Source organism: Formosa sp. L2A11 (assembly GCF_009796865.1).
GTDB lineage: Bacteria > Bacteroidota > Bacteroidia > Flavobacteriales > Flavobacteriaceae > Formosa.
This window is the reverse complement of sequence record NZ_CP047028.1, coordinates 3,349,656-3,366,775: the sequence shown is the minus strand read 5'-3', so window position 1 is coordinate 3,366,775 and position 17,120 is coordinate 3,349,656. Positions and strand designations below refer to the sequence as shown.

At 28.5% G+C, this 17,120-nt stretch carries 12 protein-coding genes; 1 reads left to right on the top strand and 11 read right to left on the bottom strand.

Translation table 11 applies throughout. From position 1 onward, the window contains the following. Entirely contained in the window at positions 1 to 2,379 is a 2,379-nt protein-coding gene (locus GQR95_RS14795; protein WP_159023888.1) for a polysaccharide biosynthesis tyrosine autokinase, read from the top strand. Positions 2,380 to 2,552: 173 nt separating this feature from the next. Here the strand turns inward: GQR95_RS14795 and GQR95_RS14790 are convergent, their stop codons facing one another. The 11 genes from GQR95_RS14790 to GQR95_RS14740 form a co-directional block, all read right to left on the bottom strand. After that, on the bottom strand, positions 2,553 to 3,551 hold the full coding sequence (locus tag GQR95_RS14790) for an endonuclease/exonuclease/phosphatase family protein (protein ID WP_159023887.1): 999 nt from the start codon (positions 3,549 to 3,551) through the stop codon (positions 2,553 to 2,555). Positions 3,552 to 3,568: 17 nt separating this feature from the next. Continuing rightward, positions 3,569 to 4,708, bottom strand: a complete 1,140-nt coding sequence (locus GQR95_RS14785) for a glycosyltransferase family 4 protein (RefSeq protein WP_159023886.1) — start codon at positions 4,706 to 4,708, stop codon at positions 3,569 to 3,571. After that, complete coding sequence (asnB, locus tag GQR95_RS14780; RefSeq protein WP_159023885.1) at positions 4,709 to 6,619, bottom strand: asparagine synthase (glutamine-hydrolyzing); 1,911 nt, start codon at positions 6,617 to 6,619, stop codon at positions 4,709 to 4,711. It abuts the gene before it with no gap. A gap of 6 nt (positions 6,620 to 6,625) precedes the next feature. Continuing rightward, a complete protein-coding gene (locus GQR95_RS14775) occupies positions 6,626 to 7,774 on the bottom strand; it encodes a glycosyltransferase (RefSeq protein WP_159023884.1) in 1,149 nt (382 codons plus the stop codon). An 8-nt stretch (positions 7,775 to 7,782) separates the two neighbouring features. After that, a complete protein-coding gene (locus GQR95_RS14770; protein WP_159023883.1) occupies positions 7,783 to 8,865 on the bottom strand; it encodes a glycosyltransferase in 1,083 nt (360 codons plus the stop codon). Positions 8,866 to 9,455: 590 nt separating this feature from the next. Beyond that, positions 9,456 to 10,037, bottom strand: a complete 582-nt coding sequence (locus GQR95_RS17005) for a serine O-acetyltransferase (RefSeq protein WP_159023882.1) — start codon at positions 10,035 to 10,037, stop codon at positions 9,456 to 9,458. Between the two features lie 2 nt (positions 10,038 to 10,039). After that, entirely contained in the window at positions 10,040 to 11,581 is a 1,542-nt protein-coding gene (locus GQR95_RS14760) for a DUF2264 domain-containing protein (RefSeq protein WP_159023881.1), read from the bottom strand. A gap of 85 nt (positions 11,582 to 11,666) precedes the next feature. Further along, positions 11,667 to 12,857 (bottom strand): O-antigen ligase family protein, encoded by a 1,191-nt coding sequence (locus tag GQR95_RS14755; protein ID WP_159023880.1) that lies wholly within the window; start codon positions 12,855 to 12,857, stop codon positions 11,667 to 11,669. Further along, a complete protein-coding gene (locus GQR95_RS14750) occupies positions 12,854 to 13,942 on the bottom strand; it encodes a glycosyltransferase family 4 protein (protein WP_159023879.1) in 1,089 nt (362 codons plus the stop codon). Before GQR95_RS14750 ends, GQR95_RS14755 begins: the two co-directional genes overlap by 4 nt. Then, positions 13,942 to 15,474 carry a sugar transporter gene (locus tag GQR95_RS14745; RefSeq protein WP_159023878.1) on the bottom strand — a complete coding sequence of 511 codons (1,533 nt, stop codon included), beginning with the start codon at positions 15,472 to 15,474 and terminating at the stop codon, positions 13,942 to 13,944. The genes GQR95_RS14750 and GQR95_RS14745 overlap by 1 nt, the downstream gene beginning before the upstream one ends. After that, positions 15,467 to 16,459 carry a glycosyltransferase gene (locus tag GQR95_RS14740; protein ID WP_159023877.1) on the bottom strand — a complete coding sequence of 331 codons (993 nt, stop codon included), beginning with the start codon at positions 16,457 to 16,459 and terminating at the stop codon, positions 15,467 to 15,469. The genes GQR95_RS14745 and GQR95_RS14740 overlap by 8 nt, the downstream gene beginning before the upstream one ends. Between the last annotated feature and the right edge of the window lie 661 nt (positions 16,460 to 17,120).

Genomic DNA, 17,120 nt, shown 5'->3' with positions numbered 1-17,120 from the left:
ATGAAAAACGAAATTCAAGATAATTACACGCATATAAGTGATGTTCTACACTTATATCTCTCGAAATGGAAGTATTTCCTTTTGTCTCTTTTTGTATGTTTAGTTATTGCTTTTATCTTTTTAAGATATTCTACAAATCAATATCAGAGTACTGCAATTATTAAAATTACAGATGAAAAACAAATGAATAAGTTTCCGGAAATTTCTGGTTTACAAACTTCAGGTCTTTTATCTAGTGATTCTGATGTGATATCTGATGAGATTGAAATCTTAAAATCGAAAACACTTATAGATCAAGTTATAAAAGAACTAAAATTAAATATTAGATTTTATGTTCAAGGACGTATAAAAGAAAAGGAGAATTATTTAGATCCTCCAGTTAGTTTAACATTCTTTAAAAACGATTCTATAATAAATAATGTAGATACCACTTTCTATGTTAAAATAATATCTGAAGAGAAATTTAATATTTCACACGAAGATCCTAAAACATTAACTTCTATAGGAGAGAGTAGTGTGCCTAGTGAAAGTTTTAATTTTGGCGATAAAATAAATACATCGTTTGGAGGAATGATAATTACTCCTAACATGGGAGCTTACGGGTCTCAAGAAGGATCTGTAATTAAAATTACTTTTACGCCAACATCTAAGTTGGTAGAATATTACCAAACAGCTGTACTTTTAGAAAACGAAAAAGGTTCTAATATTATTAAACTGTCTTTAAGTGGTACTATTAGAGAAAAATCTGAGAATTTTTTAAATAAATTAATAGACAAATATAACGAAGATGTTGTAAATGATAAAGAAGAGGTTATTCAAGTGACCTCAGATTTTATTACAAATAGATTAGATGTTGTTTCTCAGGAGTTAGAAAAAGTAGATTTAACCGCAGAAACATTAAAAAAAGATAATAGATTAACAGATTTAAGCTCGCAATCGAATATATTTTTACAATCTGAACGCGATAATGAAAATCAATTAATTTCTACAACTAACCAAATCCAATTGATCGACTATATGGAAGATCATTTAAATGCAAATAATGGAAATGGAGATTTATTACCTGCAAATGTAGGAATAGCAGATAATGGGATTGCTCAGGTTACTAAAAGTCATAATGATTTAGTGATGCAACGTAATCGTTTATTAAAAAACTCGAGTGAAAAGAACCCTACAGTTATTAACCTTAACAACCAGATTAAGGAATTAAAGCAGAATTTAGAACAAAGTTTAACGAATTTTAAATCTTCTAGTGAGATTACTTTAAACTCTTTAAAACGTACCGATTCTAGAATTAATGCTCAAATTTATTCTACTCCAGGGAAGGAACGTAAGTTTAGAGATATCACTAGACAACAGAATATTAAAGAATCTTTGTATTTATATTTACTTGAAAAAAGAGAAGAAACAGCAATTACATTAGGTATGTCTTCTCCAAATGCAAAAATTATAGATCGTGCAAGTAGTTCAAGTTTACCAATTAGTCCAAGAATACCATTAGTATATTTGGCTGCATTAATTTTTGCTTTAGCAATACCAACTTCAATTATTTATACTGGAGATATATTAGACAATACAGTACATACTAAAAAGGATTTAGCAAACTTTTTAAATGTTCCTTTTATTGGAGAAATTCCAAAATCGTACACAAAACATGTTACTGTTAAAAAAGTAGATTATTCTCCAAAAGCAGAAGCTTTCAGAATTTTACGTACTAATATTGACTTTATGCTTCAAAATCTAAAGCGTAAGTCTAAAATTATATTTGTAACCTCTACAACAAGTAAAGAAGGTAAGTCGCATACATCTGTAAACTTATCATTATCTATATCTTATTCTGAAAAGAAAGTCTTATTTATAGAAACAGATATTAGAGTTCCTAAAGGATCTAGATATTTAGAAATAGACAATGCAAATGGACTTACAGATTATATTAGTAATGATTCTATTAAGGTTGAGGACATTATTGTAAAAACTAAGGACAATCCTTATTTAGATATTATTCCATCAGGAACGATACCTCCTAATCCTGCAGAATTATTGTTAAGCGATAGAGTAAAAGAACTTTTTGATACTGTAACAGATAAATATGATTACATAGTTGTAGATACTGCCGCAGTAGGATTAGTTACAGATACATTACTTTTTAGTAAATATGCAGATATCTTTATTTATGTCGTGAAAGCAAATTACTTAGATAAACGAAATCTTAATATCGCTCAGACTATGTATGACGATAAACGTTTACCAAACATGACTGTGTTACTTAATAACTCAGACCAGAAAAAGAATAATGGTTACGGTTACGGTTATGGATATGGAAAAAATCCAAATACCACTAAAAAATGGTGGCAAAAGATAATTAATAAAGATGCTTAATTAATTAGATATTAATACGATTACTTAAATAAAAAACTCACTGATTTTAATTAATCAGTGAGTTTTTTCATTTATAAAGGGGGCGTTAATTTTAGTTGTAATTTCTGTACTTTAAACGTATTCAAGGATTTTGTTCAGTTAAATTTAATCACATATAATATAGCTGCTCTTTATTAAGAACGTATTCTAAAATCTACTAATACAGGTTCGTGATCAGATAGGTTTACATTAAAATTGGTGTGATTTAAAACTTCAATAGCATCATCTGTAAGGATGTAGTCTAAACGTAAAGAAAATCCTTTTAAACTGTATGTTGTTCCTAGTCCATTTCCTTTTTCAATAAAAGAATCGTGCAAATCTTGCTTTATAATTTTATAAGGTAGTGCATATTGTGGTGAATTAAAATCGCCGCAAACAATTACTTTTTTAGAAGAAGCATCTATATGACTTCTAACCATTTTAGATTGGTTAATTTGTTGCTGTAATGTATGACTAACTTTCTCGAATAAATTATTATACACATGTGTATTAACTTTTAGCGATTCACTTGTTAGACGATGCGATTGTAAATGTAAGTTATAGAGTCTAATTGTATCTTTTTGCACTAATATGTCTGCATAAATGGCATTATTTTTAGTGTTAGGGAAATCTATATAACCAGTATTTAGTATCGGAAATTTAGAATAGATGGAGAGTAACGATTTTCCTTTTTTCAATCTTAAATCGTTAAAGTTATATTTGTATGCTTTAAATTTTCTAGTAATAGGATAATTAGATTCCTGTAAAACAAGAATATCCGGTTGTATAGAATCTAAAAAATGTATTAAGTTAATTTGTGTTTTTTTTCCGTTATAATTATAACTAAACCCTCGAGTATTATAAGAGACAATTTGTATTGTTTTCTCTGTAGATTTTAGTTTTGTAGGGGTAGAGATTCTATAAAAAAAGCTAAAACATAATAAAAAACAAACAACACCTATAGAATAAAAATATTTCTTTTTTAAAAGGCCGTAAATACTTAATAGAAGATTAAGTATAAAAAATAATGGTAAAAACATGCTAAATACAACCGAGATCCATCCCCAATTTAGATACGTGCTTAGTATGCCTAATAATAAGGTAAGAATAACTATAAGCCCCAGAATATCGATTGTAGTAAAAGGTTTCTTCAAATTAAAGCATGTATATTCTAGTTATTAAATTCTTCTTGAATAATTGTAATTAGTTCTTTATTAATAATTTTTACATCGAATCTATTTTCTGCATAAGTTCTACTATTAACTCCCATTTCTTTTATTTTCTCAGGATTTACAAGAAAAAATTCCATAGCATTAACTAACTCATTTAGGTTATTAGGCTTAATTAAAATACCATTATTATCTTTAATTACCGTTTCTTTACATCCAGGTGTGTCTGTTGTGATTATAGGTAAACCTACAGATAAAGCCTCTAAAATAGATCTAGGAACACCTTCTCTGTAATACGTTGGTAAAACGAATACATCTGTTTTATAAAGATGTTCTGGCACATTACTTTGTTTACCGTGGTATATAATTATCCCTTTTGTATTCAGGATATTTAATTTCTCTAATTTTATAGAAGATGGCGAGTTATCGGGTTCTCCAATAATTTGAAACTCGGCTTCAGGATACTTTTCTTTTAGTATTTTAGCTGCTTCTATATATAAGTCTATTCCTTTTTCTTTAATTAATCTTGCTACTAATAGAAACTTTATAACTTTAGAGGTATTGCTGTTAACTCTAGTTTCATACTTATTAAGATTAACACCAGAACCACCTACAAATTCTACTTTGTTGGTTTTTGGAATTATTTTTCTATCTAAAAATAAAGCATAATCATCTCTGTTCTGAAAGATGATTACTTTGTTTTTGCGTATCGAAATTTTATACAAAAATTCGTTTAGTCTTTGTAATGTTCTTGCCTTAAAGGTTAAACCTGTAAAAGCAAATCCCAATCCTGTAATTAGCGATATTACTGGTACTTTACAAGCATTTGCAGCAATAGAGCTGTAAATAACCGGTTTTACTGTGTAAGGGAAAACTAAATCTATATTATTTTCTTTTATTATAGATTTTAGTTCTGATATAGATTTTATATCGTTTAACGGGTTTAAACCTGTTCGTTGTAATTTAAAAGTTTTAGGGATTGCACCTAAATCAGTAAGTTGTTGCTTAATTTTTTCCGGGTAATCTGGAGCAGCAGTAAATACTTCAAAATTATTATGGATTAAACTTTCAATAAAATCTCCTCTAAAATGAATTAGAGAGGGAGAGAATGACGATACTATTAAGAATCTTTTTTTTGACATCTATATCATAGATTGTTTTAAGTAATTAAATGTATACCATTTTTGAAAACAGTAAAAAGACCAAACTCTAAACGTGCTATCTTTTTTACTTTCTAAATGATCTTTTACTAGTTTTATAATTACATCTTTATTAAATATACCTTGTGTTTCAAGTAATTTAGGATCTATGTAACCTTCTAATTCTTTTCTTAAGCTTTGTCTTAACCAATCTCCTGTTGGAGAGCCAAATCCGCTTTTACTTTTTTCAAGAAATTCTTCTGGAAACTGATCTCTAAAGGCTTCTTTTAAAATGTATTTTTTATTCCATCCTTTCATTAAATATTCTTCAGGAAGTGTATTTGTAAATTCCCAAAGATCTTTATTTAAAAATGGTGCTCTACATTCTAGAGAGTTCATCATGCTGGTTCTATCTACTTTTGCAAGCATACCACCTTCTAAGCTCAATACTTTATCTACTTGTCTAAAATCGGTTAAAGTTTCTGCTTTATCCATGTTTAAGACATTCTTATATTCTTGAAATAGATTATGTTCTAGGTAATCTGAGTTTAAAATTTCTGAAAGCTCGTTATTTGTATTCGCTAAAGAAATAATGTCCCAATAAAAATCGCCATTATAGTTTATAGCATGTAACAGTTTCTTAATTCTAAATTTGCGTCCTCTAGCATCGTCTTTTTCAATTAAGAAATTCTTACTATATTTTAGAATAGATTTATGTAAAAATTCTGGAACGATACCTGTATATCGCTTATTCATTTTTCCTATATAATACTTGTTGTATCCTCCAAAAACCTCGTCTCCACCATCTCCAGTTAAAGCTACAGTAACATGTTCTCGTGTTTTCTGAGAAAGTAGGTGTGTGGGTAATGAAGCGGTGTCAGAAAAAGGTTCGTCAAAATTTACTAAAATATCATGAATGTTGTGTTTTAAATCGTCTTCATCTATTATAAATTCATGATGATTACTATTTAGCATTTTCGCAACAACTCTAGATTTATCAGATTCATCGAAAGCAGCTTTTTTAAATCCTATAGAAAAGGTTTCTATTTTTTTGTCTGAAGCTTGAGATAAACACAGTGAAATAATAGAAGAATCTACACCTCCAGATAAAAATGTACCTAAAGCCACATCAGAAATAGACCTACTATTTACACTATTGTAAACCAATTCTTTTGTTTTTGCCTTAGCATCGTCAAAAGTGATGTTTTGTTTAGTTGGAACAGGCTCTGCGTTAATCTTAGTTATAGTGGTTGTATGCGATGTTAAATCGTATGTGATATAATGATTTGCTTCTAACTTAAAAATGTTATCGTATATGGTATGTGGCGCAGGAATATACGTTAATCTAAAATACAGGTTTAATCCTTTTTTAGATATATCTGGAGTATAATTAAGTGTATTTATAATTGATTTTAATTCTGAAGCCCATAAAAATTGAGAATCAGATTGGGTGTAATATAAAGGCTTTTCTCCAAAAAAGTCACGTGTTATAAATAGTTTATTTAACTTTTTATCGTAAATACTAAAGGCAAACATACCGTCTAACCACTTAAAGGATTCTACACCATATTTTTCGTATAATTTAATAATAACTTCAGTATCACTTGTGGTATTAAACGTAACACCTTCTGCTTCTAATTTTGCTTTTAAAACTTTGTAGTTATAAATTTCACCATTAAAAACAATAACAATTTTTTTATCGTCTGTAAAAATAGGTTGCTTTCCTGATTTTAAATCTATAATAGATAATCTTCTCATGGCCATGCCAATAGAGACATCATTATGTTCTTCGCAAAACACACCATCTTGATCTGGCCCTCTATGAATAATAAGATTATTCATTTTGGTAAGTATGGTGTTTAGTTCATTGTCTTTAAGACTATTTCTTGCTATAATTCCGTTAATTCCGCACATACACGTTTAATTTTTTAAAAATTTATTGAATGTTGAGTATATACTCTCTAATTTATATTCTTTAGCCCGTTGCAGGCTTAATTGACTATAGTTTTCTCGTTCCTGAGGATTATTATAAAAATAAGCTAAAGCCTCTTTTAGGCCTTCATGATCGTCGTTATTAATAAGAAGTCCGTATTTCCCTTTATAAAATGCACCCGTTTTAATTTGGATAGCTTCATTTTCGTTTAACAATTCTAAAGGACCAGATAAACAGTTTGTAGAAATACATGGTAAGCCAATAGCCATAGCTTCTATAAGTGCATTAGGAAAACCTTCTGTAAAAGAAGACAATACAAAACACTGGTTGCTTAATAAATAATCGTTTACATTTTTTACTTTTCCGCCAAGTGTAACCTGGTTCTCTAATTTTAAATTAGTAATCTCTTCGGTTAGGTAACCTTGTAACTCTCCGCCTCCTAAAATGGTAAGGTTGTATTGATTTTCAGTGTTTTGTAACGCACGAATAATCATGATATGGTTTTTTCGCTTGTTTAAAGTACCTGCCGTTATGATTTTTAAACTGGTAATATCCTGGTTTAAGGTTTCTGGATTAATTGTTTCTTGAGGTAATTCTATTGGGTTGTAAATAACATCCATCGGAATTTTAACTCCAAAATTATCTTTTAAGTCTTTGTTTATATACACAGAGTTAGAGAATAATTTAGTGCATTTATTATAAAAAACCGGATAGAATATTTTAGAAATGTATAAAGATAATTTACTCGATGTATTGTCTGAAGGAAATCCACGCTCGCTAATTATAGTTTTTACATTTTTATTAGAAGATGCAATCATTCCGTTTAAAAGATTTGGGAATGCTAAGAACGATATAGATATCGAGATGTTTTCCTTTTTAATAAAAGCACTATATTTTTTTTTGAAACTGATTAAATCAGTGAATTTTGAATACAAAGGTCTGTTAGGAGATGCGCTAGATAAACTAACCACATTAATACCTTCTGGAATAGTAAAATGAATATGGTTATAAAACAAGACAAGCGTAACATTGTAATCTGCTTTTAATTTTTTTAAGAAAAGACTAATCACTTTCTCTGCACCACCACTTCCTAGTGTGATACTTAAAATACTGATATTTGGTTTACTGTTTTTCAAAATAGGTATTACATGTTAGAAATTTCGATAAATAGATCTTCGTATTGTTTTAAAATATGTTCTTTATTGAACTTTTTATAAACAGATTCTCTTACTTTTTTGGGGTCCCAGTTTATTATATTAATTGCTTTTTCAATGTTCTTAACGTAGTCTTCATCAGTATTTGCTACAAGACCGTTTATACCTTCGTCAATAATTTCATTTAATCCGCCTGGAGCTTTATAAGCTAAAACAGGTGTCCCTACAGCACAACTTTCTATTAAACAATTAGGAAAACCTTCTACATAAGAGCCTTGTAAGAAAAAATCGCTTTCTGCAAGGTGTTTATCAACATCTTTAGAGAATGAAATATGCGTAACTTTATCTTTAAGATTACAGGCGTCAATTAACTTTAAAATGTTTTCTTCTTCTGGACCACGACCAATAAGTGTGTAATGAAAATTATAATCTAATTTAGATAGCGCTTTAATAAGTCTTTCATGTCCTTTCTGTTTTTTGAATTGTGCAACCGTAATAAATTGAACACAAGAATTTGGTATATTCTTTTCTGGTTTTAAATTAAAACTATCTGTTATTGGGTTGTTTATAATTCTTAGTTTTTCTGAAGGAATTTTAAATGTTTTATTCATATCCTCACACATGTCTATAGATTGGCATAGAATAATATCTAACATTTTGTAACTAAAATCTATAGGAATAAGGTTCCCAAATCTATTTTTACTATGACTAAAGTCTTTAACCACACTCATAACATTAGCTTCTCTTCCTATAAATTTTATTTTAGGAAAAAGAAAAGAAATCATTGCAACAGCAGTATTTACATGAGCAATAGAGCTTATAACAATATCTGGTTTAGATTGTATAAAACCTTTTATAAAATGGGGTATAGCAAATAAAACACGAGATTTATTAAAGTATTTTACTTGTATAGAATCTGTATTGTAAGGTGTTTTTCTTTGAGGGCCAGCAAGCCAAAGTGTAGTTTCAAATTTTTCTTTAGAAATATTATTGGCTATAAAAGAAACGACTCTTTCTGCTCCACCAGAGGTAAGATCAGGAAGTATAAATATTAATTTTACTTTAGTTTTCATAATTTATAGACTTTGTCTTTTTTAATATTGAAAGGTGTTAATTAAAACGTACTCAATACTATTAACTTTTTGCTTTTTAACGTCATTAATAAAGTAATGAGATTAATGGCTTAGGTTTAATTTATAGACAATTTTCTTAGGGAATAGTTTTAATTGTTCAGGCTTGATTTTACGACTGTTCTCAAGGATGTATATTTTTGGTTGTAAAATTTATTAATAGCGTTTATGTGTTGTAAATTAATGAAATACCATTTATAAGGAGGGTTTAAAAATACGTTCTAAAATTTAGAAATGTGTCGTTTAAATGTCAGTTTTTTATTGACGAAAAGGACTACAAAATATCAAATTAAATCACCTTAAAATAATAAATATTTAAAGATGTTTGATAATATTTAAAAAATCAAAAAAACTCTTTAAAAGGTTAGATTAAGCCTATAATCAGTTTAATAGTTGTTTTTTGTGAAAAAAAAACAGAAAAGAGGAGGGGGTTTATTATTACAGTTTAAGTGAAATTATTCTTGCGTTTTTTATAGCGTATTTCACTTTATTCAAACGTTCTAATAAAAAGTAATTTAGAAAAAAATAAGATTTTAGATGTGTCTAATAATTTTAGAAATATCTATTTTTTTAATGGCTGTTGCAGGATTACCAGCAATCATCATGCCTTCTTGTATAAAAGATTTATTAACTACAGCATTTGCTCCAATAGCAATATTATCGGCTATTTGTATGTCTCCATATATTTTGGCTCCTGGAGCAATATAAACATTGTCTCCTAGTACAGGGGCTTTTTTAGAACCTCCTGACGCACCAATATTAGTACAAGCATGAATTCTACAATTTTTTCCAACTTTAGTATTACTGTTTATTACAATAGTACCATAATGCACAATTGCTAGCCCTGGGCCAAAGACATTTATAGGAATAGAAAAACCAAGCTTTAAAGAGATTCTTTTAAATTTGAATCTTAAGTATGTGTAAACAATTTTGTTTAATCCTTTATTTTTACAATTATTATAATATTCTAGTTTTCGTAATGTTTTTTGAAATTTCCAGATTTGGTTAGGAGAAATAAATTCAATTAAACATGAAATTAAGTTAAGGTTAGGTATGCCTAATGCCATCCTATCAGCCTTTAAAAAGGCAATGTATGTTTGTTTGTTTTTTATCATTTTTAATAGTTCTTTTTATTTCTGCTATTTAGAAAAAGGTTATTGTCTGTCGAGTATTCAGACCTGTAATATAATGCTTTAGTGTTGTCTGGTCTAGATGGTTTTTCTAGAATAAACTCTTTTAATTGATTTACAAAATTGTACTTATTAAGCTCATACATTTTGTTATTAGCGTTTTTATTGATTTTTAAAGATATTGTTTGGTTTTTTTTATTTCCAATAATATTCCATCCAATAACATCGTTTTTTACATTAAAATCCGATTCTTGTATTGGAAGATTTTCTTTTTTAGAGTTCCATAACGGGATATACTTATCTGCATAGAAAGCAACAATTAAAGATCTTAACGACCATAAACAACTCCCAGTTCCTGTATAAGGATCTAATACGCTTAAGTTATTTTTAAAGAATCCTTGTGTTACAGTTCCGTATTCTAACGCATTGTTTTCTATAAAATAATTCCAGGTTGCATCTAAAGCATTCATTGCAAATCCAGGAGAAATTTCATCAGGAAGTAATATTGCTCCAGAAATAATAGGAGCCGGAGCTGCCATGCGATAGCATATACTTCTACCCATAATTGGGAATCCATTTTCACTAAAAAAGTACTTGTAAAAACTTAAAAATTGAGAATGACTGGTTTTTATAAATTCATGATCAAAATTTGGATCTATTTGGTCTAACCAAAACAAGGTGTAATGTATAGACCAAGCGTTGTAATAATCAATTCCTTTTGGCGGATCCTCAAACCAACCGCTTCCTAAATAATGTTTCTTTTTATAGGTTGTATAAATGCTATTTACATGTTCTAGATTGTGTTTGTTTTTATAACCTAATGCTTCCAAAGATTTAGCAATAAATACAGGGAATAGATTCCAGTTATTATCTACTGTTTGTTTCTGGACAGCTTGTTCTAACCACGAATTAATCTGGTTTTTTTGTTTTACAGTTAAATCATTCCAGATATAATCCTGACTTAACCACAAGCCTAAAGCAATATCTACAGCTTCAACAATACGCTGATCGTAGTCTTTAATATCTCCCCAATATTCTAAACTATTTTTATCTGTTCCTGCTAATATCCCTTCTTTTAAAGTCTCTTTTAGATTATACGTTTCGTTATTAAATGTAATGGAATTATCGTGTCCAGAGTTTAACCAAGAAGCAGCTAAAGCAAAGAATCGAGCAAAGCCTTCTAGGGCATTAATTTTTCTGCCTCGAGTACTAATTGCTCCAGGATAACTAATAAGTGCATTTTTATTAGATTTATAATTATACGCACCTTGAGCAAAATATCTAAATAAATATTGATATTTCTCAAGTTGAGAACTGTCTTTAGGTGTTAAAAAATCTGTTTTAATTTTTTTATCAAAATATGCGTAATTATTGTAAGGTTGGGGGTGTTCAGACCAACCTTCTGTTCTAATTTGTTTTAGTTTTGTGCTAATATTAATAAGTACAAATACAGCTATAGAAATACATATAATAAAGAGAAGAATAACCTTTTTATTCTTGTTCGATAATGTAGATAATTTAATTTTCATGTCCCAATTTATGTCAACTCAGGTTGCTTTTTTTGAAATTTATTTTACTTATTTTTTTAATTAGAGGGAGGTGAGCGCTTAATCTTTATATTAATTTTTTCCGATCTATAATATAGGCTATAAATACAAATAAAACGATTATATATGTTTGGTTTATAACAGTTTGTAGTGTTAGCATAAAAATATACATAGTAACTAACATAGATAAACAAAAGATAGCTAATGTTATATTTAATTTTAGCGATTTAACAATATATAGTATTAATAACGCTAAGAAAAATAGGAAGGTAATAATACCAGCATCTGCCCACACACCAATGAAAGTGTTGTGTCCACGTATATAAGTTGAGAATCCTATTCCATTTCCAAATATTGGATTTTGATAAACATAATGGAGTAGGTGTTGCAGTAATTCCGAGCGGCCAGAACTATCTATTTTTGCCGTATTAAAGGTTAATACGTTATAAATATTATCTATTTTACCAATTTGTCTTACAGATAAATTAAAATGACCATAAAACTGTTTTCTAGCAAATAAAGCGGCATAAAATAACATTAAGAGTACACCTAGTAATAATAATCTTAAGCCTTTAAACGATTTGTAATTTGTAATAATAAAGACTAAAACAAATATAAAAAGTCCGGTTGTAGATAGTGTTATTAATATACTATACACAATAACTAATAATAAGAATATCTTAAATACTTTCTGAATTTTATTCTTTGCAATATAAAAATGTTGAAATAAAACAAAGGCTAAAATACTAACCATAGCGGCATTGTTTGCATCGGCGTAGACTCCACCAGCACGATCTAATGCGTATGGACGAATTCCTAAATCATCAAAATCATAATTTATCTTGAAGAAGAATATTGTTAACAATGCAGATATTACATAGCATATTGTAATTACCTTGAAAAACATTTTGGTATAAGTTTCGTTCCTTAAAAAGTAATAGAAACCAACAAAATAAATTACAGGTACAATGGTTGCAATCATGGAGTAATCTGGGTTTTCAAAACCATTTATTCCCGAAGCAAGTAAACTAAAACTGTAGTATAGAATATAAAAAACAAACCATAACTTAGCCGTTTTAGATAATTCGCCAGGGTCTTTCATGATAACTAAAACACCTAACATAATTAAGAGTACGTTAGAGTAGGCTATTAGTTGAGATACTCCTAAAGAAATAAAAACACCGGTTAATAGCTGAATATTTAAACAAGCACATATTAATGGCCAAATAAAACAAATTATTACTGCTTTTCCTTTCATCCTTTTATTAATATTTTTTTAAACTCATTTTCATATTGTTCTATAATTGTATCGATATGGTATTTCTCTAAAGATTTAATTGCATTGGTTGCAAGAGTAGCTCTTAAATCGGAATTGGTCATTAAAAGTTGCAAATTTGTTTGCATTGCTTTAGAATTCTGATCTTCTATTAAAAGCCCATTTACATTATGTGTTATTATATCTGAAGGGCCTGTTTTACAATTGTAAGCAATAGCAGCCATACCTTGAGACATTGCTTCTAGTAAAACCATTGGTAATCCTTCAAACCGGGATGATAAAATAAATATTGAAGATACTTGCATGAGTTCTGAAATGTTTGAAACAAATCCTGTAAAAATCACCTGATCTACAATATTATGCTCTTTTACTAAAGCCGTTAGTAAATCGAATCCTTTATCTCCTGTTCCTGCAATTTTTAAGGTCCATTCTGGGTTAGATTTTAAAATAGGGGCAATAAAATCTATTAAATTATCAAATCCTTTATGGTTATATCTGTCCAGGTTTCCTATTGCTAGAACTGTTTTTTCGCGTTCCTTTACTTCTTCTGTTAGAGGAAGAAAACTACACGGATTAGGCATTACTCTAACATTTACGTTATAAGTCTCGTAATAAGCCACATCAAAAGAAGTAAGCACGGTTAGCAAATCTGCACGTTTATATAAGTGTTTTCTTGTAAAATCTGTTAACTGCTTACGACTTTGCATTGCTCTTAAATAACTATTATGTTCTTCAATAATTATTTTAATTCCAAATAGCTTTGCAACAATTATGGTAATAAAATTAGTTAACGTTATAAACGATATAATAAGATCGGGTCTGTTTTCTTTTTTCGAATAGAATTTAGATAAGTTTACAATGCCTTTTACTGTATGGTTAGGAATCTTACCATAATCCATAGAAATTCTTTCTATAGAAGACGGAACAGGGTAGAAGTCTTCAGAACTGTTAAGCGTTATAATAGATATATCGTAATTCTCTTTTTCGGAAAAAGCAGTTGCCAATAACGTAAGAACACGTTCTGCGCCACCACCCTTTAACCTTGATATTATAAAGTGAATTCTCATTATTTTTTTCTTATAAGATTAATGATTCGTTTCGATACATCTCTAAATCCTTCATTTAGCATAAAAATTATAGGTGTGTATACAAATACAGATACGCATGTAATTTTAATTCCAAGTAAAATAAGATCATAAAAATTGTTGCATTCCGATGTTAAAATGAAACTAAAGATATATTGGCAGATATAAAAAGCTAAAATTAATGAGACTGTAAGTTTTAAGAACCCTTTCCAATACATCCAAACGTTTTCCTTGAAGCCCATTTTATATAAAAAATAAGGTCGCCAGATTAATATAATTAATGTGAAAGCGATTAGTGTACCCAATAAAATACCTGTAATACCAAAGTATAGAAGCAGGATTATAGAAGCTCCTAAATTTAAAATACTTTGTACTATTGGTGCCCAAGTATCTTGAAATAAACCATAAGCATCTTTAAAATGATCTACAGGAACACGAATTTGCATGATAAACATGTTTAGTAAAAAAAGGAATAAGACACTTTGTTCTAAGATATATTTATCTCCAAGCCATAAAGTAATAAAAGGTTCTACTACAAACTGTAAAATAATTAAAAGAATACCTGCTATGTAAAAGCGCAAGGTCATCATTTCCCAAAATACTTTTTTAATTTGAACACTATTATTTTCTGCCACTAGATTACCAATACCAGCACCAGTACCAGCAAAAGAGGTGTTTATTAATTGAATTAATCGACTAAAAATAAGCTGATAGTTACCGAAAAAAGCAACACTTTCTACACTTATAAAAGCGAAAATTAAAATTTGATCTGTTCCGTTAGTTACAAAAGAGCCAAACTTATGCACAGATATTTGCTTTATTTTTTTTATTAAATCGGGGTTCTCTTTAATTATAGAACTCGTCACTTTTTTATTCGTTTCTAACCAAGTATATTCTTTAGATACTTTTTTGCGTAACAGAATACTAAAAAGAATAGAATATCCCAGTTCTAGAGCAATCCACAAGTAAAAATTTTTGTAATATAGAACTACAATACACTGAATTATAATTTTAATAAGTGTTAAGGTCTGTGAGTAGCTTGTAATGATGTAATTCTTCTGGTCTGCTTCCAATAAAAACAGATGGTAATTAAAGAAGAAGTTTAAACATAAGCCTATTAAAAAAGTATAAAAAGCAAAATAGACTATAATTAACGAGAACGTAATAGTCCCAAAGATATATGGAAAAAATAACGACAGTAAAACTCCAGCACCTACTATAAAGTAACCTATTCTTTTATATAGAAAACCAAATAAGCTAATAAGCTCATTTATTTTAACCGTGTTTTTTTCTAAAAGTGGTTTATATAAACTAAAACCAATAGCGGTTCCGATTCCTAACTCAGCCAAGTTTAAAAATTTTAAAAAACTTTGTAGGGTACCAGTTAACCCCATAAATTCATCTCCTAAATTTTCTAGAAATATTTTTCTGGAGAAAAATTGGGCTAATAAAAAGAGTACATAAAAAAAGATACTAAATTTTATGTTTTTTATGGCATTGTGAACTCTAGACATTTTTTAACTTTTCGATAATTTTGACTTGAGATTTAATTCTCTTTTGATTAATTGATAAAAATATTTTATAAAAAGCAGGGGGCAATAGTACAACCATAAAACTATAAAACTGTAAATCTTTAAGGCTATAGTTATCTTGTATGGTTTTTCTAATTTTAGAGCGATGTGCAAAATCAGGGTCTAACGCATTGTATTCATACAGTGCGTTGTAGTGGGGCGTTAAAAATTTAAATAGATACTCTTTTGCTAATGTTTGTGTTTCTCTATCATATTGCTTTGTGTTTTTAAAAACGTATGCGCCAGCATTAATAGAGTTTAGTTTCTTTATCGAATATTTACTTCTAATTACGCTGTCCATATTTTCCCTATTATAAATATAGAAAGGGTAATCTATAAACCCGATTTTGTCAGTTTCATTTATTATGTCTAAAGTAAAATAGACATCTTGATGCAAAAGATGTTCTATGAAAAATCTGTTTTTTATAACTGATTTATGATAAATTCTTCTCCAAACAGCAAATCTTTTATGTTTAATAATTCGTTTTATTGCTGTATTTTGATTTTCTATAACACCAAGATCAGATGGTTTTATGTTTTTAGAAATGGTGCTTTCAAAAACAGAATCAATAGAGCTACATTCTACTACTTTCAAATTTTTCTCTATAGCAAAATCTAATAATACATCGTACATATTGGGTAAAATCCAATCGTCGCTGTCAACAAAACCAATATAATCGCCTTTACATTTTGTTAACCCAAAATTTCTAGCAATACTCGAACCTCCGTTTTTAATATGATAGACTTTTATTCTATCGTCAATTTGTTTATATGTATCGCATATTGTTCCGCTCGAATCCGTAGATCCATCATTTATTAATATTATTTCTAAATGCTTGTAGGTTTGATTAATTATTGCGTTCAGGCATTTTTCAATATAAGCCTCAACATTATAAACAGGGATGATAATGCTTAACAAGTAATTCAAGCTGTATTAGATTTTTTTTTGACTAAAGCTTACGCCTTAAATAACAAAAGGTTGTGAGGGTAAATATATAAAAATATAAAAATTGAAATGTATTTATTCTTTGATTGACAAAATTAGTTGTTGAAGTACTATTTTAATCAAAATAAAAGGGTTTAAAGAGGTTTTTAGGTGACTATTCTTGAATAATTTTTCTTACACGATTACGTTTCTTTCTCTTTTCAATATTATAATTCAATATGTTCATTTTAGTGAAAGTTATACAATTATAAATAGGAGTTTATTTACACATGTCTATTGTTTTTTTTTTTGATAAGAATAACTGTTTGTTTCTGTTAAAATCTCATCAATTTAGAAGGGATTGTATTAAAACCACTTTTATTTATTTTATAAAGATCTAAATCAAAATTCAGTGCGTATATGTTTAAAAACATCGTTATAATTCATTGTTTTATCGATTAAAAGTGTAGGAAAAGGTTGTAACATGTGTTTAATTGTAAGTTTTTTCTTATAATAAATGTTATTTTATCGATTAAAGTAAATTTTTACACGACCAAATACATTATTTATCTATTTTTATTGAAATTATAAATAACAAATCCCAAATCTGTTATAAATGACCTACTTATTTTATATCTGTGATAAAGCGGATAATTCCCTCCTC

Bases quoted from the DNA above. Each gene is read 5' to 3' on its own strand.
- GQR95_RS14795 (WP_159023888.1), top strand. From the start codon at position 1: ATGAAAAACGAAATTCAAGATAATTACACGCATATAAGTGATGTTCTA.
- GQR95_RS14785 (WP_159023886.1), bottom strand. From the start codon at position 4,708: ATGTCAAAAAAAAGATTCTTAATAGTATCGTCATTCTCTCCCTCTCTA.
- asnB (WP_159023885.1), bottom strand. From the start codon at position 6,619: ATGTGCGGAATTAACGGAATTATAGCAAGAAATAGTCTTAAAGACAAT.
- GQR95_RS14770 (WP_159023883.1), bottom strand. From the start codon at position 8,865: ATGAAAACTAAAGTAAAATTAATATTTATACTTCCTGATCTTACCTCT.
- GQR95_RS17005 (WP_159023882.1), bottom strand. From the start codon at position 10,037: ATGATAAAAAACAAACAAACATACATTGCCTTTTTAAAGGCTGATAGG.
- GQR95_RS14760 (WP_159023881.1), bottom strand. From the start codon at position 11,581: ATGAAAATTAAATTATCTACATTATCGAACAAGAATAAAAAGGTTATT.
- GQR95_RS14755 (WP_159023880.1), bottom strand. From the start codon at position 12,857: ATGAAAGGAAAAGCAGTAATAATTTGTTTTATTTGGCCATTAATATGT.
- GQR95_RS14750 (WP_159023879.1), bottom strand. From the start codon at position 13,942: ATGAGAATTCACTTTATAATATCAAGGTTAAAGGGTGGTGGCGCAGAA.
- GQR95_RS14745 (WP_159023878.1), bottom strand. From the start codon at position 15,474: ATGTCTAGAGTTCACAATGCCATAAAAAACATAAAATTTAGTATCTTT.